17 protein-coding genes are annotated in these 25,718 nt (G+C 59.2%); 9 read left to right on the top strand and 8 right to left on the bottom strand.

The window, feature by feature from the left end; genetic code table 11:
• Positions 1 to 174: 174 nt before the first annotated feature.
• The 4 genes from valS to BN1724_RS11610 form a co-directional block, all read right to left on the bottom strand.
• Positions 175 to 2,805: a valine--tRNA ligase gene (gene valS, locus BN1724_RS11595; protein ID WP_058235490.1), complete on the bottom strand. Its 2,631-nt coding sequence runs from the start codon at positions 2,803 to 2,805 to the stop codon at positions 175 to 177.
• Between the two features lie 71 nt (positions 2,806 to 2,876).
• Complete coding sequence (locus BN1724_RS11600) at positions 2,877 to 3,836, bottom strand: ABC transporter ATP-binding protein (RefSeq protein ID WP_058236001.1); 960 nt, start codon at positions 3,834 to 3,836, stop codon at positions 2,877 to 2,879.
• Positions 3,837 to 3,957: 121 nt separating this feature from the next.
• Positions 3,958 to 4,815, bottom strand: coding sequence for an ABC transporter permease (locus BN1724_RS11605; RefSeq protein ID WP_231928244.1), 858 nt, complete (start codon positions 4,813 to 4,815; stop codon positions 3,958 to 3,960).
• The gene (locus BN1724_RS11610) at positions 4,808 to 5,602 is read right to left on the bottom strand and encodes an ABC transporter permease (RefSeq protein WP_058235491.1); all 795 of its coding nucleotides are present in this window, start codon (positions 5,600 to 5,602) and stop codon (positions 4,808 to 4,810) included. The genes BN1724_RS11605 and BN1724_RS11610 overlap by 8 nt, the downstream gene beginning before the upstream one ends.
• Positions 5,603 to 5,922: 320 nt before the next feature.
• Between BN1724_RS11610 and BN1724_RS11615 the strand changes: the two genes are divergently transcribed.
• Positions 5,923 to 6,720, top strand: coding sequence for an SDR family oxidoreductase (locus BN1724_RS11615; RefSeq protein WP_231928297.1), 798 nt, complete (start codon positions 5,923 to 5,925; stop codon positions 6,718 to 6,720).
• A complete protein-coding gene (locus tag BN1724_RS11620) occupies positions 6,720 to 8,525 on the top strand; it encodes an ABC transporter ATP-binding protein (protein WP_058235492.1) in 1,806 nt (601 codons plus the stop codon). The genes BN1724_RS11615 and BN1724_RS11620 overlap by 1 nt, the downstream gene beginning before the upstream one ends.
• A gap of 61 nt (positions 8,526 to 8,586) precedes the next feature.
• Here BN1724_RS11620 and BN1724_RS11625 read toward each other — a convergent pair whose 3' ends face one another.
• Positions 8,587 to 10,413, bottom strand: a complete 1,827-nt coding sequence (locus BN1724_RS11625) for a carboxylesterase/lipase family protein (protein WP_058235493.1) — start codon at positions 10,411 to 10,413, stop codon at positions 8,587 to 8,589.
• Between the two features lie 394 nt (positions 10,414 to 10,807).
• Here BN1724_RS11625 and BN1724_RS11630 point away from each other — a divergent pair, with 394 nt between their 5' ends.
• Positions 10,808 to 11,053, top strand: coding sequence for a hypothetical protein (locus BN1724_RS11630; RefSeq protein WP_157085882.1), 246 nt, complete (start codon positions 10,808 to 10,810; stop codon positions 11,051 to 11,053).
• A 258-nt stretch (positions 11,054 to 11,311) separates the two neighbouring features.
• On the opposite strand, the gene BN1724_RS11635 is transcribed toward BN1724_RS11630, so the two are convergent.
• Positions 11,312 to 11,584, bottom strand: coding sequence for a 2Fe-2S iron-sulfur cluster-binding protein (locus BN1724_RS11635; protein WP_058235495.1), 273 nt, complete (start codon positions 11,582 to 11,584; stop codon positions 11,312 to 11,314).
• 324 nt (positions 11,585 to 11,908) lie between these two features.
• Here BN1724_RS11635 and BN1724_RS11640 point away from each other — a divergent pair, with 324 nt between their 5' ends.
• Positions 11,909 to 12,649 carry a response regulator transcription factor gene (locus BN1724_RS11640; RefSeq protein WP_058235496.1) on the top strand — a complete coding sequence of 247 codons (741 nt, stop codon included), beginning with the start codon at positions 11,909 to 11,911 and terminating at the stop codon, positions 12,647 to 12,649.
• Between the two features lie 80 nt (positions 12,650 to 12,729).
• Positions 12,730 to 14,247, top strand: a complete 1,518-nt coding sequence (locus tag BN1724_RS11645) for a sensor histidine kinase (RefSeq protein ID WP_058235497.1) — start codon at positions 12,730 to 12,732, stop codon at positions 14,245 to 14,247.
• Positions 14,248 to 15,055: 808 nt separating this feature from the next.
• Here BN1724_RS11645 and BN1724_RS11650 read toward each other — a convergent pair.
• Positions 15,056 to 15,589, bottom strand: coding sequence for a phospholipase A2 family protein (locus BN1724_RS11650; protein ID WP_058235498.1), 534 nt, complete (start codon positions 15,587 to 15,589; stop codon positions 15,056 to 15,058).
• Positions 15,590 to 16,871: 1,282 nt separating this feature from the next.
• On the opposite strand from BN1724_RS11650, the gene ileS reads away from it, so the two are divergent.
• A complete protein-coding gene (gene ileS / locus BN1724_RS11655; protein WP_058235499.1) occupies positions 16,872 to 20,159 on the top strand; it encodes an isoleucine--tRNA ligase in 3,288 nt (1,095 codons plus the stop codon).
• Positions 20,160 to 20,176: 17 nt separating this feature from the next.
• On the opposite strand, the gene BN1724_RS11660 is transcribed toward ileS, so the two are convergent.
• A complete protein-coding gene (locus BN1724_RS11660) occupies positions 20,177 to 21,892 on the bottom strand; it encodes a WXG100 family type VII secretion target (protein WP_058235500.1) in 1,716 nt (571 codons plus the stop codon).
• Positions 21,893 to 22,128: 236 nt separating this feature from the next.
• Here BN1724_RS11660 and BN1724_RS11665 point away from each other — a divergent pair, with 236 nt between their 5' ends.
• From BN1724_RS11665 to BN1724_RS11675, 3 genes are all read left to right on the top strand, one after another.
• Positions 22,129 to 23,610, top strand: a complete 1,482-nt coding sequence (locus BN1724_RS11665) for an S-layer homology domain-containing protein (RefSeq protein ID WP_231928245.1) — start codon at positions 22,129 to 22,131, stop codon at positions 23,608 to 23,610.
• 179 nt (positions 23,611 to 23,789) lie between these two features.
• Entirely contained in the window at positions 23,790 to 25,163 is a 1,374-nt protein-coding gene (locus BN1724_RS11670) for a bifunctional folylpolyglutamate synthase/dihydrofolate synthase (RefSeq protein ID WP_331709464.1), read from the top strand.
• Positions 25,163 to 25,573, top strand: a complete 411-nt coding sequence (locus BN1724_RS11675; RefSeq protein WP_058235502.1) for a DUF4233 domain-containing protein — start codon at positions 25,163 to 25,165, stop codon at positions 25,571 to 25,573. Before BN1724_RS11670 ends, BN1724_RS11675 begins: the two co-directional genes overlap by 1 nt.
• The last annotated feature ends 145 nt before the right edge of the window (positions 25,574 to 25,718 follow it).

Genomic DNA, 25,718 nt, shown 5'->3' on the forward strand with positions numbered 1-25,718 from the left:
TCGGGAGGCAGCGCCCTCGGGTTTAAGCAGCAGGCTCGCAGTCGACCACAACCGGCCATAGATGCCATCTGTTGGCGATAGAAGCCATCCGTCGGTGCGAGTCATTCGCACGCCCATGACAGGACTGGCCCGCACCATCGCGGTGCGGGCCAGTCCAACTCGATAAATGCGCGATTACCGTGCTGGTTTAGCGGGCGGTTCGCCGAGCTCAACTTCAGCCAGAGCTATGGTTTCACCCGCAACAATCCGCAGATCCTCCATCCGCCCAAGCGACATCACGTCTGACCGCGCAGACTCAACGGCGGGCACCAGGTCCGTGGGAACAGTCATCTGGGCGTGCAGAATCGGGGTCTTCTGAGAGACCTTGGCGTCCGACTTTACTTTGCGCACGTGCACCACAGCATCGGACAGGGTGGACAGAAGAGTCTCAGACTGTCCGGCCGCAGCCGCAGCCAAAGGTTCCGCATGCGGCCACGCCTGGGTATGGACGCTGCCCTCGCGCCACCACGACCACACCTCGTCGGTCACGAACGGCTGGAACGGTGCGAACAGTCGCAGTTGAACATCCAGTGCAATCGCCAGAGCAGCCCGGGCCGACGCAGCGCCGTCCTCATCGTGCTGCCCGTGTGCGCGTTCCTTAACGAGTTCGATGTAGTCATCGCAGAACGTCCAGAAGAAAGGCTCAATAATTTCGAGCGCCCGCGCGTAATCCATCGCGTCAAACGCGGTGGTCGCCGACGCCACCACCGTGCCGAGAGCCGCAAGCATAGAGCGGTCAGTCGCTTCGGTGACATGGGCGGGGTCGGCGGCAAGGACCCCAGCGGGATCTGGCGACGCACTGCCGAATCCCAGCGCGAATTTAGAGGCGTTCAGTAACTTAATGGCGAGGCGACGACCGATCTTCATCTGCGCCTCGTTGAACGCGGTATCCACACCCTGGCGGGCGCGGCCTGCCCAGTAGCGCACGCCATCCGAGCCGTACTGTTCAAGCAGGCCGAGCGGGGTGACCACATTGCCCTTGGACTTCGACATCTTCTTGCGGTCGGGGTCGAGGATCCACCCGTTAATAGAAGCGGCAGTCCACGGCAAGCGGCCGAAAAGCAACTCGGACCGGGCAATGGTCGAAAACAGCCAGGTACGGATGATGTCGTGGCCCTGAGGTCGCAGATCCATCGGGAAAATCTTGTCGAACAGATCCGAATCATCTAGCCAGCCGCCGACCAGCTCCGGGGTGAGTGAACTCGTCGCCCAGGTGTCGAGGATGTCAGGGTCGGCCACGAATCCACCGGCCTGGCCGCGCTGGTCTTCGGTGTAACCCGCCGGCACATCAATGGTCGGGTCGATGGGGAGATCCTCGAACGCGGGAGTGAGCAACCGGTCGTAATCGACAGCGCCGCTCTCATCGACCGCATACCAGATGGGGATCGGTACACCGAAGAATCGCTGACGCGAAACCAGCCAGTCCCCAGACAGGCCTTCAACCCAGTTGCGATACCGCGACTCCATAAACGGCGGGTACCAGGTGAGTTCCTGACCGCGTTGAATAAGAGTGGAACGCAGCCCGTTCTCAGAATTGTCCCGGCCCCCATTGGCAACATACCACTGGCGGCTGGTGACGTATTCGAGCGGCTTATCGCCGTTTTCATAGAACTTCACCGGGTGGGAAATCCGGCGTGGTTCCCCGACCAGATCGCCCGACTCGGTCACCATCTCCACGACCCGCTTTTGGGCACTGAATACGGTGAGGCCAGCCAGCTCCGCGTAACGGGCCTGCCCTTCATCTGACGTGATCCATGGCGCCTCGGGCACGAAACGGCCATCACGGCCAATTACGCACCGGGTCGGCAGGTTCAGCTCGCGCCACCAGATCACGTCCGTGGCATCACCGAAAGTGCAGATCATGGCGATGCCAGCACCCTTATCGGCCTGCGCCAAAGGGTGAGGATGAACCGGAACCTCAACCCCGAATAACGGTGAGGTGACGGTCGTCCCGAACAGGCTCTGGTACCGCTCATCGTCGGGGTGGGCTACCAGGGCCACACACGCCGGAAGTAACTCTGGGCGAGTGGTTTCAATAAACACCTTCTCGCCGTCAGGACGGGTAAAGCCGATCCGATGATAGGCGCCGTCGCGATCACGGTCTTCCTGCTCAGCCTGCGCTACCGCGGTCCGATAGGTGACATCCCACTGCGTAGGGGCTTCGGCCTGATAGGCGTGCCCGTCACGCAGATGCTGAAGGAAGGCTTTTTGGCTCGTGGCCCGGGCGCGGTCATTAATCGTCTGGTAGGTCTGATGCCAGTCGACCGACAATCCGAGGGTGCGAAAGACGTGTTCAAAAACCTTTTCATCCTCGGCGGTGAGGCGTTCGCACAGCTCAATGAAGTTGCGGCGGGAAATTGGTTTCTGGTTGGCGGCTTTAGCTGACTTGGCGTCGCCCCCTTCATGCGGGGGAACGAAGTTCTCTTCATACGGCAGTGAAGGATCGCACCGCACCCCGAAATAGTTTTGCACGCGCCGCTCAGTTGGCAGACCGTTGTCATCCCACCCCAGAGGATAAAAAACATTCTGGCCGCGCATCCGCTGGTAGCGGGCGATCATGTCGACCTGCGAATAGGCGAACACATGGCCGATATGCAAGGAACCTGACGCGGTTGGCGGGGGAGTATCAATCGAGAACACCTGCTCACGGGTGGTCTCACGATTAAAGGCGTAGATCTGGGAGCTCTCCCATGCCCCACCCCACTTGGCCTCAAGTCCGTCGAGGCTGGGCTTGTCGGGGATGGAGGTCGGCGCGGTATCGGTCATGGGCTCCATTCTTCCATTCCAAGGGGTACGCATTGAAGTCGACGAGGCGTGACGTTCAGTGCAAGCTCACGCTAGGACCGGGCCTTCGTGAGGTATATGTCCCGCACCAAATCTTCAATGTCGGGCTCACTCATTGCGAGGTCAGCAATCTGTGCTTGGGCGCTGATCACTTCGAGTAAGGCCGGGGCCGTGATCTCGGTGGCGGAAAACCGGATGCGATGGCGGCGTCCGTCGGCCTCTACCGACGCACTGTGCGCCTGTGGCGGTAAGTCGAGTTGCGCACGAGCATCCACCAGGTCCAGTACAAGCTCGCGGGGCATACCTAGCGAAAGACGGAAAGAACTGAGGGCGCCGTCGTAGGCCATCGTTCCGGAACTGACCACCACTAAACGCTCGCAGACGCGCTCAATATCGGACATGTCGTGGGTGGTGAGAAACAGTGTGGTGCCGCGTTCTTTACGGTCTGTGGAAAGAAACTGGCGCAAATTCTCTTTGGAGATCATGTCCAGTCCGATGGTCGGTTCATCGAGAATGACCAGGCGCGGTGAATGTAACAAGGCGGCGGCCACTTCACCGCGCATCCGCTGGCCGAGTGAAAGCTGGCGCACGGGACGTTGAAGAAAAGGCCCCAGATCCAGATGGTCGATTAAAGAATCCAGGCGAGTGGTGCGTTCGCGTTCGGTGAGCCGATGCATCGCGCCGAGGATACGAAACGAGTCAGATAAGGGAAGGTCCCAGAACAGGTTGGAACGCTGGCCGAACACAACTCCGATGTCGCGGGCTAAATGTTTTCGCTCGGGAACAGGCTGACGTCCCAGTGTGCGGACCTGCCCGGAGGAGGGCACGAGAATGCCGGTCATCATTTTGATGGTGGTGGATTTTCCCGCCCCATTTGCGCCGACAAAACCAACTGATTCGCCGTGCTCAACAGTTAATGACACATCGCGCACCGCATGCACAATATGTTTTGTGCGGTGTCTACGGCCCTTCTGTGGCGAACGGACTATAAAGTCGCGCCGAAGGTCACGCATGGAGATAGCGGGCTGGTGGTTGTGGTCAGTGGTCAAAGCTTCTCCCTGGGGCTGGGCTGTGGTGGGGCGGGGCCGTCACGGGGTGGGGCGGGGCTGTCATGGGGCTGGAGTGTCGCCTCATTTACCCTCCGGCACCGGTGTAGCGCCGAATCCCCGCCCTCCACGCGAGAAGCGCGAGGGTCCAAAACACGACGGCGGCGGGCAGACCCATCCATCCGCTCCACTGAGGTATGAGCTGCGGACCCGGTAAATCCAAGATGACTAGTATGGGTGCGTATGCGGTCAAGGTTGACGGAATCACGAAGGTGAATAGAGCCCGCAGAGGAAGCGAGAACACGCTGCCGGGGTTCTGGGCGGCGTAATGTCCGCCGTAGGTGAAAGCGGCGGTGAACTCACTGCCATTGACCAGCCAAAATTGCGCCGCACCTGCGACGACGAAGAGTGCCCCAAAAAGGGCGGCGCCTATAAAAGGAGCGGCCACTGCTAAGGCTAGGGTGGCTGGGGTGGGTGAAAAATCGGCGAGCACAAGCGCGGTCACATACAAGGTGGCGCTCGTCAACAACCGTCCGATCTTTTTTAGAGAAAGATCGATGGTCGCCATTTGTAGTAATAGCGGGAATGGGCGGATAAGAAGTGTTTCCAGCTGACCGCTGTGAATGTACTGATCGAGGCGGCTAGTTTGGCCCACGGCGAGATCGGCAATCGCCATGGCGGTGGTCGCCAGCGCGAAGACGGCGGTCACCTGAATAAATGTCATGCCGCCAAGGGTGTGCGAGCGGCCCAGAATAATCCACAGTTCCAAGAACTCCACCGCGGTGAGAAGAATTTGCGCCAAGGAATCGGCGGCAAAACTTGCGCGATACGAGGTTTGAGCGCGAAGCCTCGCGGCGTAGATCATCATCACCGCCCGGACCGAAGAAATGGGGCGATCATGTGATGGACGCGGATCGCGACGGCGGCGCAGGTTGAGCTCAACCACCTTGGACCTCCAAAGACCGGGTACCGAGGCGGAGCATCCAGTGGGCGGCACCTGCCAGGACCAGAACCCATAGCGCCTGAATCCCGAGGCCGGTCAGGCTGTCGATCGGGCTGACTCGGCCGGACAGTGTGTCGATGGGAATTTGCACCATTGATGGAAACGGCGTGAAGGATGCGATGGTGTACATCCACGTCGGAAACCAAGCAATCGGTACGAGGTGGCCCGACAATAGATTCATTACTGTGATGTACAGGCGGCTAAGACCCCTGGTTTCGACCACCCAAAATGCCGCCATGTTCACCATCGCATCGGCGAGGAAGGTGACTGTCACCGCGAGCAGGATGGATAAAAGGCCGAGCGGATAGGACCACGGTGATTCTGGTAGGGCGATGCCCGTGAGGATCATGCCGACCAGCATCGGCGGTAGTCCGCGGCTGATCAGCAGGAACGCCGAGCGGCCAAGCTTTTGCGCGTAAAACATGCCGAGGAAATGCACTGGACGCAGTAAGTCCATTGCGACCTCACCGGATTTGACCCGGGTTGCCAGATGATTGGTTCCAAAAACTTCCAGTGGGGCGATCAGCCCCTGTCCGAGCCAGACATAGGTCATGGCCTGGGCAGCGTTATACCCGTTTATTTCCCCTCCGGCTGTTCCGAGAGCGGCGAGCAGAATGGAGGCGCGAATGAACCCGAAGACGATATTTGTGGTGGCCCCCGCGGCGGTTGCGAGGCGATATGTGGAGTGCTGACGGAAGGACGCGGAGGCTAGATGCCAGTACGCAGACACTCGCTCAAACTTAGTGGACTAACCCGGATAAAACAAGGGGTGCGACAAAATTGGTGGGATGGATTTCGAGCTGGGACATATCCATCGGGATGTCAGAGGGCGGCCATAAAGTAAGGGGTATGAATGAGAGCAGCCACTCTGAATCCCGCCAGCAGGTCCCGTCTGATCAACGAAACGCCGCTGATCGGCCCGGTTCCACTCCCCGCCTCAGAACGGCCCCCGAATTGGGGACGCGATCAGATCGCCGCGACCATCCGGTGTCCTCGATCCGCAACCACCAGGCGTCGTCGGCTCGCGACCACCACACGGCGACGCTGTCAGTGGTTGGATCTGCGAAGACGGCCCCGGGAGACGACAGCGACCAGCTGACCGCCGTAGTCACCGGCGCATCCTCAGGTATCGGACGCGCGAGCGCGGTACGGCTGGTGAAAGACGGGTGGAGGGTGCTCGCGGTGGCGCGCCGTGAAGACCGCCTTGCAACGCTCGCCCGCGAGACGGGATGCGAGGTTCAGGTCGTTGACGTCACCGATGACGCCTCGGTTGAGGCCCTGGCTCATCGCGTGAGTGACCTCTTCGGCGGACGTTTGAATGCGCTGGTTAACATCGCAGGCGGCGCACTTGGGATGGATCCGGTTGAACACGGTGACTTAAACCAGTGGCGCACCATGTATGAAACCAACGTTCTCGGTGCCACCCGGGTGACCCAGGCGTTGCTCCCTGCCTTGCGGGCGAGTGAGCGCGGCGACATCGTGGTTTTGTCCTCCACGGCGGGTCAGCTCGCCTATGAGGGTGGTGGCGGGTATTGCGCCGCTAAAGCGGGAGAACATATGCTCGCCGGCGCTCTTCGGCTAGAGCTTGCGGGGGAACCGATCCGGGTGATTGAAATTGCCCCCGGAATGGTGCGCACTGAGGAGTTTTCTCTGGTCCGCCTCGGTGGCGACCATGCTGCGGCCGATAAGGTGTACGACGGTGTGGAGAAACCGCTGACGGCTGACGATTGCGCCGACGTGATCTCCTACAGCGTGAACCTGCCGCATCACATCAACCTGGACCTGGTGACCATCCGACCCATCGCGCAAGCCGCGCAACATAAAGTGGCCCGCCACCGGGGCCTGTAATGCGACCAACCCTCCAACTTCCAGATACGCCGCTGGAAGAAGGGCAGATTCCCGATCACCGGCGGATATTGCGGCTGTTTGCTCCCTACCGTGCACGACTACTCCTCGTGGTCGGTCTGATCGCGGTGGGTGCGGCAGCTGGAGTTCTGTCACCGTTTCTGATCCGGGAAATTGTGGACGACGCCCTACCGCACCAGAACCTGCACCTGCTGCTGTGGTGCGTGCTCGGACTGATCGGGGTCGCGGTGATTGCGCAAGCGCTCACCGTGGTGCAGTCGATGCTGTCCACAACCGTGGGACAGGCCGTGATGCACGATCTGCGGGTGTCGGTGTATGCCCATTTACAGCGGCTCAGCCTGGCATTTTTCACGCGCACGCGCACAGGCGAGGTGCAATCCCGCATCTCCAACGACATTGGTGGCATGCAGGCGGTTGTCACCAATGTGATGACCCAGGTGGTGTCCGCTGTTGCGGGCATTGTGGTGGCGATTGTGGCGATGCTGGCGTTGGACTGGCGTCTGACAATTTTCTCGCTGATCACGGTTCCGATCGCGGTGTTTATCAATCGCAGAATTGGCAAAAGGCGCCGGAGCATTACCAAACGTCGGCAAGAGAAAATGGCGGAGATGACCTCCGGTGTGCAGGAGTCGCTGTCGGTGTCCGGCATTCTTTTGGGTCGCACGATGGGCCGCACCGAACCGCTAATTAATGACTTCGCGGGCCGTTCGCACGCACTCGCCACGTTAGAAATTGCCTCGGAAATGTCGGGCCGATGGATGATGGCGGCGGCTGGTTTGTCGCTATCGTTGATTCCTGCCCTGACCTATTTGCTGGGCGGATATTTGCTGGTCGGCGGTGATAAACACGTCACGATCGGAACCCTAGTCGCATTTGTTGCCCTGCAAATGTCATTTTTTAGCCCGATGAATAACCTGATGCGGGTTGGGGTGCAGATTAATGCTTCGCTCGCGCTCTTCACGAGGGTTTTTGAGTATCTGGATGTGCCTATCTCCCTGCGGGAAAAGCCCGACGCCCTGGCCCTGGATGCGCGTCAGGTCCGCGGCGATCTGCGGTGCGAGGGGGTGGGATTTACCTACCCTGGAAGCGCAACCCCCACGCTGAGCGGACTGGATCTCCACGTGCCCCCGGGTGGCAGCATCGCGCTGGTGGGTGCAACCGGCTCCGGCAAAACCACGACCGGATATTTGCTGGCCCGCATGTATGACCCCACCCAGGGCCGCATCATGATCGATGGCCACGACGTGCGCGATCTGACCTTTGCCTCACTCGCGGACTGTATTGGCGTGGTCTCACAGGAAACTTATCTTTTGCACGACACCATCGCGGCTAATCTACGGTTCGCACGCCCCGACGCCACTGACGAAGATCTGGAGAGGGCATGCCGCATCGCCCAGATCCACGACTACATTGCATCTCTTCCAGACGGATACAACACGGTGGTCGGTGAACGAGGGTATCGGTTCTCCGGTGGTGAGAAACAGCGCCTGGCGATTGCCCGCACCGTGCTGCGCGATCCGCCCATTCTCCTGCTCGACGAAGCAACCAGTTCCTTGGATGTTGCCACGGAACGGGCTATGAGCAGCGCTATTGCCGCGCTGTCCGAGGGGCGCACGACGGTCACCATCGCGCACCGGCTATCCACCGTCCGCGACGCTGACGAAATTCTGGTACTCGATAAAGGCCGGGTTGCTGAACGTGGCACGTACGATCACCTGCTCGCGGCCGGAGGTATTTTTACGGCACTTGTGCATGCTGATCGCGCCGACGCCGAAACCTCGCCATGACCGGCAGGTATGTGTGGATGGGGCGCTGACTGTGCCGCGATGGGCTAGCTGACCAGCTGGGTTAGCTGACCAGCTGGGCGCTCGCCTCAGACGACAGGTGCGTTCCGAGCAGGGTTTCCATCTCGTAACCAGGCGCAGCTTCGCTCACCCGGTCATACACCATGCATGCGCGGTCCTGGGTATTCCAGGGATCCCAGGTGCCGCGATGCTGCGTAATGAAGTGGACCCAGTCGCCGTGCATCCGGTCAGCAAGGGCCTGCGGTGGATTGGCACCCAATACGGCATCGACCCCGGGAGCATTGAGAAGATCGAACACAAATGGCAGTTCCACGCAGTGCGTCGCCGCGCCGGTAACCCCGGGATACCGCATGTCATACATCCAGGTCGATTGTGATCCTCGTGCCGTGGCATATGCGAGGGTGGGCAATCGGAACCCGGCGTCGGTCGCAATCTGTCCAAGCATGGCCCCAACGGCTGCCTGCACCTCGGCGGTTCTTTGGGCAGATCCCACCGCAGGCTCTGTCAAGGACGTGTCTGACGTCTCGGCGTTCCATGTCTGTCCCATGGGGGCGGTCGTCCTCCGGTGTGCGGACAGCTGTGCTGTACGCAGGCAATGAGCCACATACGGTTCGGCATACGGTCCGAACGGGGTCTCCCGCAGCATGGAGCACATCAATGCAAAAAGGTCTGGTTCGGCTGCGGCAGCTGGGGGCACTGCGCCGGCGGATGACACTGCGGCCTTGGGGGACGCCGCGCCGCTGGGGGATGCTGCGCTACTGGGGAATCCCGCTCCTTGAGGGAACGCGGAACCATGCATGAGCTTGTCGACGATCTGCTGACCCAGTGGCATCAGTTCCCCGGATGTTGTCCCCATCAACAGAGGAATACCTTGTTGGCGCTGCGCGAGCGCGCTTTCGATCGGACGATCCAAAACCTTCCCGTCGAGAACCGGCTGCATGATCAGCCCCAGTAACCCATCACCGTGAAACAGCGAACTGACCAGGGATGACACGGAAGACACCGGTGATGCTCCGGGACGAGCAAGGAACTGTTCTTGCTGGCGCATAGCAGCGGCCCCGATCTCATCCACGGCCGTGAGCAGAACCTCGTCATCGACAGAGCTCATCGCCTCAGAGGTGGCGGGAACACCACATCGTGTGGCCACCTCTTGACCGATCTCGCGGGCACGGTCTGCGCTGATCGGTTTGATCGCCCCGGACTGGCAGATCGCGGCATGAAACAAACCGTTCGCAGCAGGCGAAGAGAGCAACCCCAGCACGCTGCCTCCACCTGCCGATTGCCCGGCCACAGTGACCCGGTTCGGGTCCCCACCGAAGCACCTGATGTGTCGCTGCACCCAACGCAGGGCTTCAATCTGATCGAGCAGACCGCGGTTAGCGGGTGCATCATCCAGCCACCCGAAACCCTCGAACCCCAGACGATATGACACCGAGACGGTGACGATGCCGTCGCGGGCGAACGATATGCCGTCGTACCAAGGGCTCGACGAACACCCGGCGGTGTAACCGCCTCCATGGATCCAGACCAGAACCGGTAGCTTCTTCTCGCCAAAGCTGGGCATTGACTGGACTAATGGCGTCGTGACCGTCAGGTTTAACGTGTCCTCACCGGGGACACACGGCTCTGGCACAATGCTCACTGGCTGAGCACGCCGCTGAGGTGTGGCGCCGGGTGTCGTGCAGTCGCGCACCCCGCTCCACGGGGAACGCGCTACTGGGGCGGCAAAACGCCGAGAGCCTACCGGTTCTTGAGCGTAGGGAATGCCGTGGAACGTGGCGATTCGGCAGCCGTCGGTGTCAGTGCGCCACAAGCCACGGACAGCGCCTAGGGGAGTGCTGATGATAGGGGCTTCGTCGAGTCCGGTCATATGAACCTCCCGGGAACATTGCGCCATCCATTGGCACGTAGCGTCATCATGCCCTTCGTGGCGGGGTGGAGTCTGGATAGCGATTGGGTTGGTCTAGATACGAGGAGTTAACGGCCGGGCCGCATCGCGCGGCGAATTGCGTCGTTGCGAGAAATACCCATGAGGCCAGTGATGACCGGCCAATGTCATCCCTGAGTCGTAGATGGTTAGACCCTCAGACGGATGCTTTAACGCGTCGAACTCGGCCACGATAGATGTCATCAAGAAGGAACCGAACCCGGTGGCCAAACCCTACGGGACAATGAGCCCCGTGCCTATGGGATCTCACAATGCTGAGATTGGCACCGTGAACGCCCAGACGATCACATCGTTTTTGGGATCGCAGGAGGAAACCATGAGCATCCAGACCGTGTCGCACAGCACCGTTGAACGCGTGTCTCGATACCCGGGTGCCTCATCGCGCCGCGCGGTGTCGGGCCGCCCCATTCTTTTTGGTCTCTGCTTGATCACCGCGACCGTTCTGGCGCTCGCCGTCTTAATTGGCGGGCCGACCATGCCACTGGTGCTCAGCGTGCTGGACAGCATCGCATCGGTGGGCGTGCTTATCGCCGGATGGGTGTTCGGAGCCCCACGGGGATAGGTTCCGCATGGTGGTCTCGCAACGTCGTTCACGATGCATGAACGGCGGTAACCGCGAACTCGACCACAGTGACGACAACCAATCACCACCGCAAGTAATTACCACGACGAGCAATGCCGCGCAGGCTCACCTGCGCGGCATTGCTCTGTCTGGGTGTTCTTAGTTCACCGAGATGGTAACGACTTACCTCGGCGTTGTTCGTCTATCGAGCTCCCTTATACGGGCGACGGCGCGTTCAGTTGCCAGACTGTGGGCTGCTCAGATATCGATCTCGATTGTGCCGTTACCTCGGGATACACACGTGATGATGTTGTTTTCGCGCTCATCGTCCATCAGGAACTCGTCAGCGTGCTCAACATCGCCCGATACCAACGGCACCATACAGGTTCCGCATAGGCCGCCCTCGCATGAGTAGTCCATGGGGATGCCCGCGTCTAACAGCGCTTGGAGAAGTGACTGACCTTCCTGCACCTCAACGGTGATCCCGGACTTCAGACATTTCGCGGTGAAAGGCTGGCCGAACAAGGACATCGGGTGGTCTCCTCGGATGGGATATCCCGGTCGTAGCCGGGCTGAATCCAGAATGACATAACCCCCGCCGCAGCGCCGCGAGGCGTCACCCGGATCACATGCGGCAGTCACGAGGATCGGAGGCCGATTCGATAGTCCAGGTCAATAATCCGGCCAGGTATATAGGCCGACCGAATCTCGGAAGGTGATCGCCGCCCACAGATCCTATGCGTAGGCTGTGCATCCGGGCGTAAAGGGCTATGACCTGCCGTATCGAGGCTGATGCACCTCGTGTCCGGGATTACTCTGAAGACATCCGCCGTCGACATGAGGACAGGACCCGGTATGAGTTCGCAACCGTCTGCACCGCTTAGTTCCCTTCCATATCTCGAACACCCCGATGGTGCGCCGGTGCGTGCCCTGATCGTCGAAGATGAGCCGACTCTGGCGGACCTGATCACGTTTCCCCTTCGCATGGCAGGGTGGGATGCCCGCAGCGTGGGCGATGGTCTGGAAGCAGTTCGCATGGCCCGGGAGTTCCGGCCCGACGTGTTGGTGCTGGATCGAATGCTCCCGGGTATTGACGGCATGGAGGTTCTGGCCCGTACCCGTACCTTCCTTCCCGAGGTACCGGCACTGTTCTTAACCGCGAAGGATGCCAGTGCGGACCGTATCGAAGGGTTAGCCGCTGGGGCTGATGATTACGTGACCAAGCCCTTTGTCATGGAAGAGGTGTTGCTGAGACTCCACCGCCTGGTGGTCCGCTCAGGGGTGGTGAGTCAGGCCGGAAACGAGCTGGTCGTCGGCGACTTAGTGATGAACTTGGATACCCGGGAAGTGACCCGTGGGGGAGATCTGATCCACCTGACCGCCACCCAGTTTGATCTTCTGCGCTACCTGATGGAAAACCCGCAGCGGGTGCTGTCCAAAGCGCAGATCCTCGACCGGGTCTGGGACTACGACTTTGGAGGGCAGGCCAATATCGTGGAACTGTACATTTCCTACCTGCGCAAGAAAATTGATGTGGGTCGTGAGCCCATGATTCATACGGTGCGCGGCGCAGGATATGTCTTAAAGCCCGTATGACAGTAACTCCCGACCCTGGCCGCGTCACATCTGCCAGTTGTTCTCGCGCTACGCCCGCGGATCCTGCGAGGATGACCCACATGGGTGAGGGTGGCATCGTCGTGGCGCACCGGCGTGCACCATTGCGGCGGAACTTGGTCATGCTTCTGTTGGTGATGGTGGCACTGGTGTGTGTGCTCGTGGGGTCGATTACCCACGCGTCCATGAATGAACAGCTGACTCGCCAGGTGGATGACCAATTGTCGCGGGCTGCGGTGCGGGCGGGGGACAACCTCACCCGCATTGGGTTCCCGTTGCAGATTATTCCTGGCTCTGGCCAAGATGAACTGGCCTCGCCCCGGTTTGCCGCCGGTCAAGCGGAATTCACCTTGGTTGCGCGCGCGGTGGACGGCCACGTCACCGAATGCATTTGGATTGATCGGTCGGGAGGCCGGCGAATCCTTACTCTCAGCCAGGTCAGTCCGCTGGCGACCGCCACCCCGGGGGATGCACCGGTCAGCGTGTCCTTGCCGATTGGTGACTACCGAGTGATGGCCCAGTCGTTGCCTGACGGCAGTTCGCTCGTGACGGGCTTACCGCTGGCACCTATTCAACGTTCATTGGCGCGGCTGGATATTACATTGCTGCTGGTGTCCGCGCTCGCCCTGATCGTGATCGGGGTGGTTGGCACAGTGGTGATCAGGCGGACGCTGCGCCCGCTCGAAGAGGTGTCGCTGCTGGCTTCCCGGGTGGCCGATGCCCGCCTGGACGAGGGGGATGTGGAGTTGAACTCTCGGGTTCCCGACGAGTGGGCACAGCCTGGAACAGAGGTCGGCGATGTGGGTCGGGCTCTGAACCGGATGCTGGATAACGTCGAGAATGCGCTCACTGTGCGGCAGCGTTCGGAAGAAAAAATGCGTCGCTTCGTGGGCGATGCTTCGCATGAGCTGAGGACTCCGCTGACTGCGATCCGTGGCTATACCGACATGCTGCGGCTGACCGAACGGTTATCGGACCAAGGCGCGCAGGCTCTGTCGCGGGTGGATACTCAGTCGCGGCGCATGACGGCCCTGGTGGAGGACTTATTGCTGTTGGCCCGTTTGGATGAGGGGCGGGCGCCACGGCTTGAACCGATCGACTTGGGCGAGATTCTGGTGGAAAACGCGTGCGATATTCAGGTTTCGGGGCAGGACCACGTGTGGAAGCTTGCGGTTCCGGATGATCCGGTGATGGTGCTGGGTGATGCGAGTCAGTTGGCGCAGGTCGTCATGAATTTGCTGTCTAATGCCCGCAAGCACACCCCGGCGGGCACATTGGTCTCGAGCAGCCTTGGGATTTCCGATGATGGGCGCAGCGCGGTGCTGCGCGTGGTGGATAACGGTCCCGGCATCGATCCTGACTTCTTGGGGACCGTGTTCGACCGGTTCTCCCGAGCCGATAAGGCTCGCTCTGGCTTGGAAGGTACCTCAGGGCTCGGCCTGTCCATTGTCGAGGCGATTGTGCGCGCTCATAACGGCACGATTGAGGTCACCAGCAAACCGGGGGATACGGTATTTGAGGTGCGTCTTCCTCTGGCAGATCTGGTTGATAATGGTGAGGTGCCGGGGGAGGGTGCATAACCTGCGCAGAGTTTTAATGCGATCTAAGCATAAGACCGTTATAACAGCTAGATGGAAATCATTAATCTTTGCGCAAGGTGAATATGGCACCTCGAAGGTAAGATATCTTCAGTTGTCCGATGAAGCTAAATCAAGTCATTTGTAGAAGTTGCTTTGGTTTAATGTTTGCTCACATCAACTCGATTTGTATACAAATTTAAGGTTGAAATGACTAAAATTTTGAAATCAGAAGCGCAGATTCGGTGGCGCATTCTCGTTAAGTAGATTTTTAATGCAGTCGAGAGATGCGAGACAATTAAATTTCTGTTATTAAACAAATTCTCGCCTGGAACAAAAGCTCCAGGCGAGACGACTTTTTCGTCGTTACGAAATCAACCCAGACCCTTAGGGAAAAATCCTCGTAATCACATGAAATATACGGGGATTTAGGGTGACTTATTTTAATATTATGTGGCCACGAAAACCTAGGCAATTCCGGAAAATCCCCAGTATACTAATAGCGCTGGAATAAATAGCGATATTAGCAAAGAAATTACTAGGGTTGCCCACGATTTAGAAATTATCGAAAAGATGATTCCGAGAATTCCGAATGGCAGAGTGGCTTGATTAAACCCGGCTTGGGCTTGCGAATCGAAAGGCGGCTGTTGAAGTAGATTGGGCAGTATGAATCCCATTATAATACACACAAGCCCAGCTACACAAAATACGGATGATACAGCCGTGCAAATGGGATGACCAGAAAACCCAAAAGGCTTCCAGTTGGGGCGCAGCTTCAAAGCGCTAGCGCCCGTAGCTTCACCAGCGTTGTTTACTTTTTGAACCATCGAGCTAACTCCTCTGCGCCGTACTTACTAGCGAAAACAGCTGTCATGGCAAGAGCCCTTGCCTTGTTGGTGAGAGAGAACTTTTTAAAATTTATTTTAAGCTGATGCATTAACTCAACATCACATTTGTGCTGTTCGGTCCTAGCGTAGCATTCATCATGGCGTTTGCATAGTTCATCCAAATTGTCGACAGGAGCACCTGGTCCACTGTGCCCCGGCCCGCACCAGTTTCCGTGGAAAGCAAATGCTAAGCGTGTTGCGATTGCGTTCTCCGGGCTATAAATCCTGTTAACCTCCTGTCCGATTTGGATACTCTCTTCAGAGAGCCCGTCAGCCTTTGCGGTTTCCGTGTCGAACTTTGCGGTACCTGTGGACTCATCTACTTCAATGTATTTCGTAAGGGTTATCATATACTCACCAACGTCGTCATTGCTAACGTTGGCGGCTAAAGCTGAGGGCGCTCCAGACATTAAGAACATTGCGGCAAATAGGGCTGCAAGTAACTTTTTAAGTCGCACTTAAACTCCTATTGTTTAATATCGTGAATATTTAATTCTTGCTTAAATCTTCTGCTTAAGATCTAAACGCTGTCCATTTAGGATTAAATACACCAAAATTGACTTCAATGCCAATTGGCTATGGTATTATACCACATGCGACAAGGATGTCAAGCACCTAAAAGGCATCAAATAACCTATTCGTGCTGCGTGAAATAATTTTGCGAATCTAAGGATTTGATATCTGGTTGCTAATTTTATGTCATTTACGCAATGAAACATTGTGTTACGTTTTGTGAAGCTTGATAGCTTCATTCAATGTGTTCGCTGATCGTGACATGTAGGGCTTCGGTCAATGTGTGGGCTCGGTTGCAAATTCCGATATGCTCTCGGTTTTAATGTGGATGACTTGATTTTTGGATGTTTAATAACTTTAACCGCTATTGATATGAAGTAGGTGAGGTATTGGAATGTGTTAAACGAATTCTGTATGGGCCAGTAGAACTTCCTTGACGGGCGTTGCGAAAACCAATCTGGTTCACATGCATGTGATGAACTTTCTGACTTATTTGCAGACGGCCTGAAGGATCTTTTGTTAGACTGACCGTAGTTCATCCAAACCATTAGTTTGGAGTGGTAGGTTAAGTGGCCTCAAGAGTTGACTGATGGTAGGGATTGGCTAGCTGTTCTAGAGATTAACCTATTTTGATATCGATAACTTGTTGGGTCCCAACCAATTATTAGAGGTTGTATGTGGTATAGAAATGGAGGTTGCTGTTGGTGGGTTTGTTCTAACCGTTGGTTGACTGTAGCCGATTTGTTGGCGATATGTGGTAAGTGTGTTTCAGGCTTATCGTGTTGCAAATAGGCCTCGCATATGAATATTTTGAACTATCTCTGATGCCTGGTGGCATGGACTAAGAGTTGCGTTCTTAGGGTTAGTTGGCGCGGAAGGTGGGGGTCTGCTGTGGGGAATGTCAATGCGCCGCGCCTGTGCCCGATGCCACCGCATATGAGATAGCCGGGCTCGGACTGGGTTGCTATGATCGCACCACAGGCGTTGACCCGGCTATCACCGGTTAGCTGCGGGAAGAACAGGTTGCAGCGCATCACACCGCGTGAAAACCCCAGTAGAACCCGCCGGGACCAGCCCGTTATAGCTGATGAACGAGCGGATACCGTTCGCATAACGTCCTTACGGGCATTGTGCGTCGGTGTCAATCGAGGTGGTACCGCGTCTAGCGAGTGTGCTCGGCGTCCTCGGGAAGCATGCAATCCCCGTCGATGCCCAAGGAGCCCCATCATGGTCTATCCGGTAACCGGAGGTCCGCTCGTCCCATCGCCGAACTTCCCTGAGATCGAGACCGATGTGCTCGATTTTTGGAGGCAGGACGACACATTCCGGGCGTCGATTCAGCAGCGCGACGGCGCAGAAGAATTCGTGTTCTACGACGGCCCGCCCTTTGCTAACGGTCTGCCTCACTACGGGCATCTGCTGACCGGATTCGTTAAAGACGTCGTCCCGAGATTTCGCACCATGTGCGGCTACAAGGTGGATCGCCGATTCGGATGGGACACCCACGGTCTGCCCGCTGAACTTGAGGCAATGCGCGAACTCGGCATGACCGAGAAGTCCGAGATCGAGACTATGGGGATCGAAAAGTTCAACGCCGCCTCACAGCGCAGCGTGCTGAAATATACCGCCGAGTGGGAAGATTACGTCACGCGCCAAGCACGCTGGGTGGACTTCGACAACGACTACAAGACGCTCGACCTGCCCTACATGGAATCCGTGATGTGGGCATTTAAGACCCTGTGGGAAAAGGGTCTCGCCTACGAGGGGTACAGCGTCCTTCCCTACTGCTGGAACGACCAGACCCCGCTGTCCAATCACGAGCTGCGGATGGACGAGGACGTCTACCAGGACCGTCAGGATCTCTCCGTGACCGTGACGTTCCCGCTATGCGGAGACAAAGCCGAAGAACTCGGTTTAGCGGGAGTGCGTGCGCTCGCCTGGACCACCACCCCCTGGACGCTACCCACAAACTTCTCGCTCGCGGTCGGCCCAGAAATCCGCTATGTCACCGTACCCGCCGGACCCAACGGGGCCGCCGACGCCCAGGATGACGGGGTCTACCTCCTCGCCGAAGACCTAGTCGGCGCCTACGCCAAAGAACTCGGATACGAAGACGCCGCCGCCGCACAGGCAGCAGTGGGTGAGCGCGTCTACCTGGGTGCCGATCTGGAATATGTGCGCTACCAGCGGCTGTGGGACATCTACACCGATGCCGACACCTACGGCACCGAAAACGCCTGGATCATCACCGTTGCCGACTACGTCTCCACTACCGACGGTACCGGTGTCGTCCACCAGGCCACCGCCTACGGTGAAGAGGACCAGAAAATCAACGCGGCATACGGCATCCCCGTGATCGTGTCGGTGGATGATGCGGCTGCATTCCTGCCGCTCTTTAGCGGAACTGCACTCGATGCCATCGCCGGCATGCACGTGTTCGAGGCGAATAAACCCATCGTGCGGATCCTGCGCGAGTCGAACCGGTTATTCCGCCAGGCCACCTACGTTCACTCCTACCCGCATTGCTGGCGTTGCCGCAAACCCCTGATCTACAAAGCGGTATCCAGCTGGTTCGTCAAAGTCACCCAGTTCCGTGACCGCATGATCGAACTGAACGAAAACATCACCTGGATCCCCGACAACGTCAAACACGGCCAGTTCGGCAAATGGCTGGAAGGCGCCCGGGACTGGGCGATCTCGCGCAACCGCTACTGGGGCAGCCCCATCCCGGTCTGGAAGAGCGATGACCCGGCCTACCCGCGTATCGACGTCTACGGTTCCCTGGCAGAACTCGAACGCGACTTCGGCACGCTGCCGCTGGACCGCGACGGGAACGTGAACCTGCACCGGCCATTCATCGACGAACTCACCCGCCCCAACCCGGACGACCCCACCGGGCGCTCCACCATGCGCCGCGTCACCGACGTGCTGGATTGCTGGTTTGAGTCCGGAGCCATGCCGTTTGCTCAGGTTCACTACCCGTTTGAAAACCGCGAATGGTTCGACACCCATTACCCGGCGGACTTTATCGTCGAATACATCGGCCAAACCCGCGGATGGTTCTACCTCATGCATGTTTTGGCTACCGCACTGTTTGACTCCAACGCGTTTAGTCGCGTGGTCTGCCACGGCATTGTGCTCGGCGATGACGGCTTCAAAGCATCCAAATCGCGTCGCAACTACCCGGATGTCGAAGAATCATTTAAGACCTACGGGGCCGACGCAGTGCGCTGGTACCTCATGTCGACCACTATTTTGCGCGGCGGAAACCTCGTGGTGACCGAGCAGGGAATCCGTGACGCAGTGCGCCAGCTGCTGATCCCGCTGTGGAACGTCTACTACTTCCTCGGGCTGTACGCCAATGCGGCTGGTGCCAAGGATGACGACGGTAAACCCGCGGGCTATCGGGCGCAGACGCGGTATGTCGCCGAGGATCTGATGGATCGGTACGTGCTCGCAAAGACCGGTGACCTGGTTCGGTCCGTGCGCCAGTCCATGGACGACTGCGATATTCCCGGTGCTACCGAGACCATCCGCTCCTATCTCGACACCATGACCAACTGGTATGTGCGCCGTTCCCGGGAACGGTTCTGGCAGGGGCGCGAAGAAGCCCTCGACGTGCTCTACACGTGCCTGGAAACCCTGCTGCGCGTGACCGCACCACTGGCGCCCATGGTGACGGAGAAAACCTGGCAAAACCTTACGGGTGGCCGGTCCGTGCACCTGACGGACTTCCCCGACCCGGACCTCTTCCCGTGTGATCCGGAGTTGGTCACCCGCATGGACCGGGTGCGCGATGTGTGCTCGGTCGCCAATGGTCTGCGCAAAACCAATGGCCTGCGGGCGCGTCTGCCGCTGTCTGAACTGATTGTGGTTGCCGCCGGGGCCGAGGAGCTGTCCCCGCTAGCCGCACTGGTCGCAGACGAACTCAATGTGAAAGCCGTTCGGTTTATCGACGTGGCCAGTGAAGAAGCGGATGCGCTCGGTGTCGAACAACGCCTGGTGGTTAATGCGCGGACCGCTGGACCACGGCTCGGCAAACAGGTGCAGCAGGCGATCAAGGGATCCAAGACCGGCGACTGGTCGCAGGCAGATGACGGCACCGTAACCTCGGGCGGCATCCAGCTCGTGTCCGGCGAATACACGCTGGACTTGGTTGCGGGCTCGGGTGAGGGTGCCGACGGGCGGGCCATTGGGGTGCTGCGCGGCGGCGACTTCGTGGCGCTTGATCTGCGGATCACCCCGGATCTGGAGGCTGAAGGCTGCGCCCGGGATGTTATTCGCACCGTGCAGGCGGCACGCCGCGACGCCGGTTTCGACGTCTCTGACCGTATCCGGCTCACCGTCACCGGTGATCCGGCTGTGGTCGATGCGGTTCGGGAACACCAGGAACTCCTCGCCGGTGAAGTGCTCGCCTCTAAGGTGTGCCTCGATGCCGATCCGCAAACGGATGGACATACGGTGACCGAGAAACTGCCCAGTGGCACGGTCACGATTTCAGTGGCGAAAAACTAGGCGGATGTGTAGCGTCGTCACGGTTGGCCCCGTCCAACCGTGACGACGCTATCCCTGGTCACCACGGTTCCAGATCCGATATAGCGCCCCGTGAGATCCCGTTGCAGAGCTGAAAGCGTCGGGTCGCTGCCGGTGTGGGCTTCCACGCTCCGGTAGTACCCCTTCTTTTCGGGATTCCCGGCGGAATCGCGGGGGATTGAATCATGGTTGTCGACCAGGTATTTCGACGACGGGGCATCCCGGTATCCCGGAAGTTCCACCTCATGCACATGAGGGTGGTTGAGGTGAGTACCGTCAAAGCGAAGGCCCTGAAGGTCCAGGTAAGGGATCGGATCCCCGCTCAATGAGCCGTCAGAGGTCAGGTCGCCCAGCTGATGCGCAACATTGACAATTTCGGTATCCGCAAGCGCAGGCGTCACTGTTTGGACGGGGGATCCCACCGAAAACGAATGCGTGACCCGATAGGTTCCCGGTGCGCCAGAGGTCGCATTTACCGCCGGATCAGCGGCGAGTCGGGCACCGATGAGACCGCCTTGTGAGTGCCCGACGAAAAGCACCTCAGCTCCGTCGGGAACCAGCGGTTGACCGTGCTCATCCGGGTGACGCATCGCTGCTAAAACATCGTCCATCGCCGCCGAGTGCTCTCCAGCGGCTAGTCGCAGATTTGACGCCCAGTCACGCGAATTTTCCTGGGTGCCCCATGAACGAGCATCGGTGATGCCATGCCCTTCGGTGGGCGGGATCTGCACGATATAGACCGGACGGGTATGAGCAGAGCTTTCAATGCGCTGAATCTGAATATGCCCGGGTGAACCAGCCGGGGCCTCATCAGGAACTCTCAAGGCATCGTTTGCCCGCACCAGATCGGCGAGATTTTGTGCAGAGTGGTGTGGAGCGGTGTCCGTACGTACGCAACTTACCTTCCCACCTGGTCGATCATTAAAAAGGGAGGTTCTGATTCCGCCCAGCGATGCAATCGCCCCGGCGACGGAGGCCGTTGCAACCGTCCCGGAAGCCACCACTTCCGTGACCGTCGGGGCGCGGTCACCAGTGGCGATATCGGTGAGAACCGAGCGGAAATGCTCACCGTCGCGATGTGCCTGATCGAGGGCGTCGGATCCCAGTCCCACGGAGTGGGCCCACGCCACACCGCTATCGGCAACCAATCCGATGCCATCAGAGCCTGCGTGAATAGTTCGAGCCCAGGACCGCTCAAGATTTACTCCGAGGAGGTGATCGAGGTCTTGACGGGCCCGGTGGGCTAGAACTGAGGTGGTGATTGCGGACAAGTTCGCCACATCATCGAGCGGGGATTCAATCCCGTCGGGGATCAACGGATTATTTACGCGCCCGCTCGACTGTGCTGCTGGGATTGATGATGCGTGCGTTGGGATTGGTGATGTGTGCGTTCGGTTCGACGATGCGCCCGCTGGGATCGGTGATGCGCCGGTCCAGTGCCCATCCACGGCACCAGAGACGGCATCTTGGGCTTGCGCCTGAGCCTCCACCGTCGCGCCGAGCACCGTTAAACGAGCGCAGACCCCGGCTATACGGGCCGCGACCTGGCATCGCCACACTTCGCGAAAAGCATCCGCGTCGGCTCCAATCCACCGGGCAGAGGACAAACTCTGTTCCACATGCTTGCTGAGATCTTCCAAAGTACGCGCGGCCTGGCCCGCGTCCTGTCCGAACTGGTGAGCCGCAGCGGTGTTCATCCCGAGAAAACCCGTCACGACTGGCCTCCGTGTGCGCACATCGTGGGACGAGTGATGTCGACATATAAAGATCTGCTCATATCGTCCCCGAGTGAAAACGCGACCAGCTGTCGCAGGTGGGTGAGGCTGCCCGTTCACAGTAGATTTCGGACGGCAAACTGGTCGATGGGCAGGACTATCCCCGCCTGACTGTCAGGCGGATTGTCAGGTGGACACCTCTTACATCTCGGCCAGGCCCCCTCTAGGATGAGGCCGTGTTCACTCCCTCCTCACGACACGCACATTTCCCCATCTCTTCCCCTCGCCGTCAGACACATAGGACCAGATCAGGTGGTACATCGCCCCGCTTCGCCGGGCGCCTTGCCTCGGTCCTGATCGTGGTAGCGGCGTTTATCATCCCCGGGCAAATCCCCGCCCGCGCGGACGACCCATTGGGGGGATTTGATGCGGGAAACCTGATCACAGACGGCGAATTCTTCGACGGGGGCCGACTCGATACCGCCGGGGTCAGCAACGCTCTCCATCGACTCGGTGCCCGTTGCACCACCCGCCCCAATAACGGGGATCCGAACTGGGCGCCATGCCTCAAAGATGCAACGTTCGATGTGCCCGCCCGCGAGGCCACCAAATACTGTCAGGCCCTTCCCGCCGGAACCAAACAGTCCGCGGCCCAGATTCTCGCCGACGTGGGCCGAGCCTGCTCCATCAACCAGCAAGTTCTTTTGGTGATGCTGCAAAAAGAACAGAGCCTCGTCGCAACTACTGAACCGAATGCGCGTCGGTACCGCAACGCGCTCGGCTTCGGATGCCCTGATTTCGCAGGCTGCGATCCCCGCTATGACGGGTTCGTGAACCAGGTCTACAGTGCCGCGAACCGTCTGCACCAGTACGGTGACCCCGCCTACCACAACTCGTTCAATTACCATCCCGGTAAAGAATTGATCCAGTACAGTCCATACGCCTTCTGCGGATCAGCCCGGGTCGAGATTAAAAACGAAGCCACCGCAGCCCTGTACAACTACACGCCCTACACCCCAACTCAAGCCGCACTCAACGCGGGCGGAGGCGCAGTGCGCGACGACGTCTGTGCGACCTATGGAAACCGTGACTTCTACCGGATCTACCGGTCGTGGTTTGGTATCCCCAATGGGAGCGACGGCACTGCAGCACCGGTGGCAGCACCGTTTGGAAAGAACGGAAAGTCAGGGTTTAGCGACGTCAAGCCGGACACCATGTTCTTCATCGAGATTTCCTGGCTGCGGCACAAAGGCATCACCACCGGATTCCCGGACGGGACCTACCGGCCATGGGAACCGATTAACCGCGATGCGATGGCTGCCTTCCTGTACCGCGCCGCAGGTTCACCCTCCTTCAACCCGCCGTCGGCCTCGCCCTTTAAAGACATCGACCTCTCCACCCCGTACTACAAAGAAATTACCTGGGCGCGAGCCCAGGGCATCACCACCGGGTTCCCAGATGGGACCTACCGGCCATGGGAACCGATTAACCGCGATGCGATGGCTGCCTTCCTGTATCGGGCCGAGGGATCACCGGCCATAAAGCCTCCGTCACGCTCGCCTTTTACAGATATGACCTCGCGAACCATGTTCTATCGGGAAGTGTCGTGGGCGGCAAACAGCGGTATCACCACCGGATATCCCGACGGAACCTACCGTCCGACACAGCCCATTGACCGCGATGCGATGGCCGCCTTCATCTACCGGGTGAAGAACTAGCCCGGGCTGAAGGAGCGGCGGACGCTCCGGCTATGACCGGCTTGGGACCGCATCTGGCATCACGGCGGCAGTGATATCGTCCGTGATCTTCCATTGACGCCCCGGTGTGTCCGATCAGGGTTCTAGGATGTATGTGGCCCGCGAGGCCGCCCCGTTAGCAGGCCCAAGGAGGATCACCCGTGCCCCGTCCCACCGTTCAGAGCATGGGAGAAGAATTGCGTGAGGTCTACACCGCGCTTCTCGCCCGGGCGCCGGAAAACAAGATTGAACCGGACCTCACCCGAATCCGCCGCATTCTCGATCTGATGGGAAACCCGGAGCGCGCATACCGCACCGTGCATATCGCCGGGACCAACGGTAAAACCTCGACAGCACGGATCACCGAACGTATTTTGCGTCAGGCGGGTCTGCGCACCGGTCGTATGACCAGCCCTCACCTGCACTCGGTCACCGAGCGGGTAGCTGTTGACGGTAAACCGTTGCCTGAGGACGAGTTCGTGCAGGCCTACCGCGATATCGAACCATTCCTTGAGATCGTGGATGCGCAGTCCCTGCGTGAGGGCGGTCCGCGCATGACCTTTTTTGAGGTGCTGACCGCGCTGTCATTCCAAGCGCTGGCAAGTGCCCCCGTGGATGTCGCGGTGGTTGAGACTGGGCTCGGTGGCAGTTGGGACGCTACCAACGTCATTTCGCCCGACGCCGCAGTCATCACCTCGATCGGCTACGACCATCAGGAATATCTCGGCCACGACATCACCGATATCGCCGGTGAGAAAGCCGGCATCCTCACCGCCGACGCCCTGGGGATCATCGCTCATCAGGAACGTTCCGAAGCGCGCGAGGTGATCTTGGAACGGGCCGAAGAGATCGGTGCGACGCTCGCGCTCGAAGGCGACCAGATCGTGGTGCTCTCTCGCGTTCCAGGTGTCGGAGGTCAGCAGATATCGGTCCAAGCGGTTGCAGGACGCTACGAAGACCTCTTCCTATCTCTGCTCGGTGAACACCAAGCGCACAACGCGCTGCTTGCCATTGCGGCGGCTGAGGCGGTGCTGACCGGCGGGGAACGGGAACTGGACCACGATCTATTGCGCGAGGCGCTCGCCGATGTCAGTTCGCCGGGCCGGGCCGAGGTGGTTCGGCAGTCGCCGACGATCCTGGTGGACGCCGCGCACAACCCCGACGGTGCCGCGGCACTGGTCGAGACCGTCCGGGAGAGTTTTCGATTCACCCACGTGGTGGGCGTGGTAGGCGTGCTCGAAGATAAAGACGCTGAGCAGATCCTCGCTGCGCTTGAGCCGCTGTGTGACGAGGTAGTGGTCACTCGCTCCTCATCGCCACGCGCGCTGCCCGCGGATGAACTGGCAGATATAGCCCGCGATGTGTTCGATGATGATGACCGGGTGGTCGAACGCCCGAGGTTGGACGATGCGATTCAAGCAGCTGTTGATCTCGCTGAGAGCCGCGCCGATGCTTTCGGTGGGGTGGTGTGCTGCGGTTCGGTGACGATCGCCGCTGAGGCGAGGGCGCTGCTGCGGCGGGAAGGAGACGAGTAATGGGCAGAGTGCAGGAGCTTTTAACGCCGTCGCCGCGCAAGGGCGGTGCCCAGCGCATGTTCAGCGCGACGACCCTCATCTTGGAAGCATTCGTCGTCTTTTTTGCGATGCTGGTCGCCCACGGGTTGGATGAGGGAACCCGTCTGCTGTCCTGGACCCTCGGTGGAGTGCTGGCGGTGGCGCTACTGGTCGTCGCGGGCAGCTTGCGGGCCTGGTCGGGTTATCTCGCAGGGATTGTATTGCAGGTCGGAATCATTTCCATGGGAGCCTTTGTACCGATGATGTGGTGGATTGGCCTCGGGTTTGCAGTCCTTTATGTGTTCGGTTTGTTGAAAGGCCATCAGCTAGATCGCGAAAAGGACGAGGTTGACCGCAAGATCCTGGCTGAGCACGGCGCGGATGCCGGCTAAGTCGGTGCGGACGTGAGCTAGGGGCTCGGGACGCCAGCTAGTGTGCTGCGCGATCCCGGTAGAGGTTCTCAACACGACCTGACAGGTTCTGGATGCGACGTCCGGCAGCAGGGGTAGCACTCTTAAAAGTCATAGTCAGCGGATA

Source organism: Devriesea agamarum, assembly GCF_900070355.1.
GTDB classification, from domain to species: Bacteria; Actinomycetota; Actinomycetes; order Actinomycetales; family Dermabacteraceae; genus Devriesea; species Devriesea agamarum.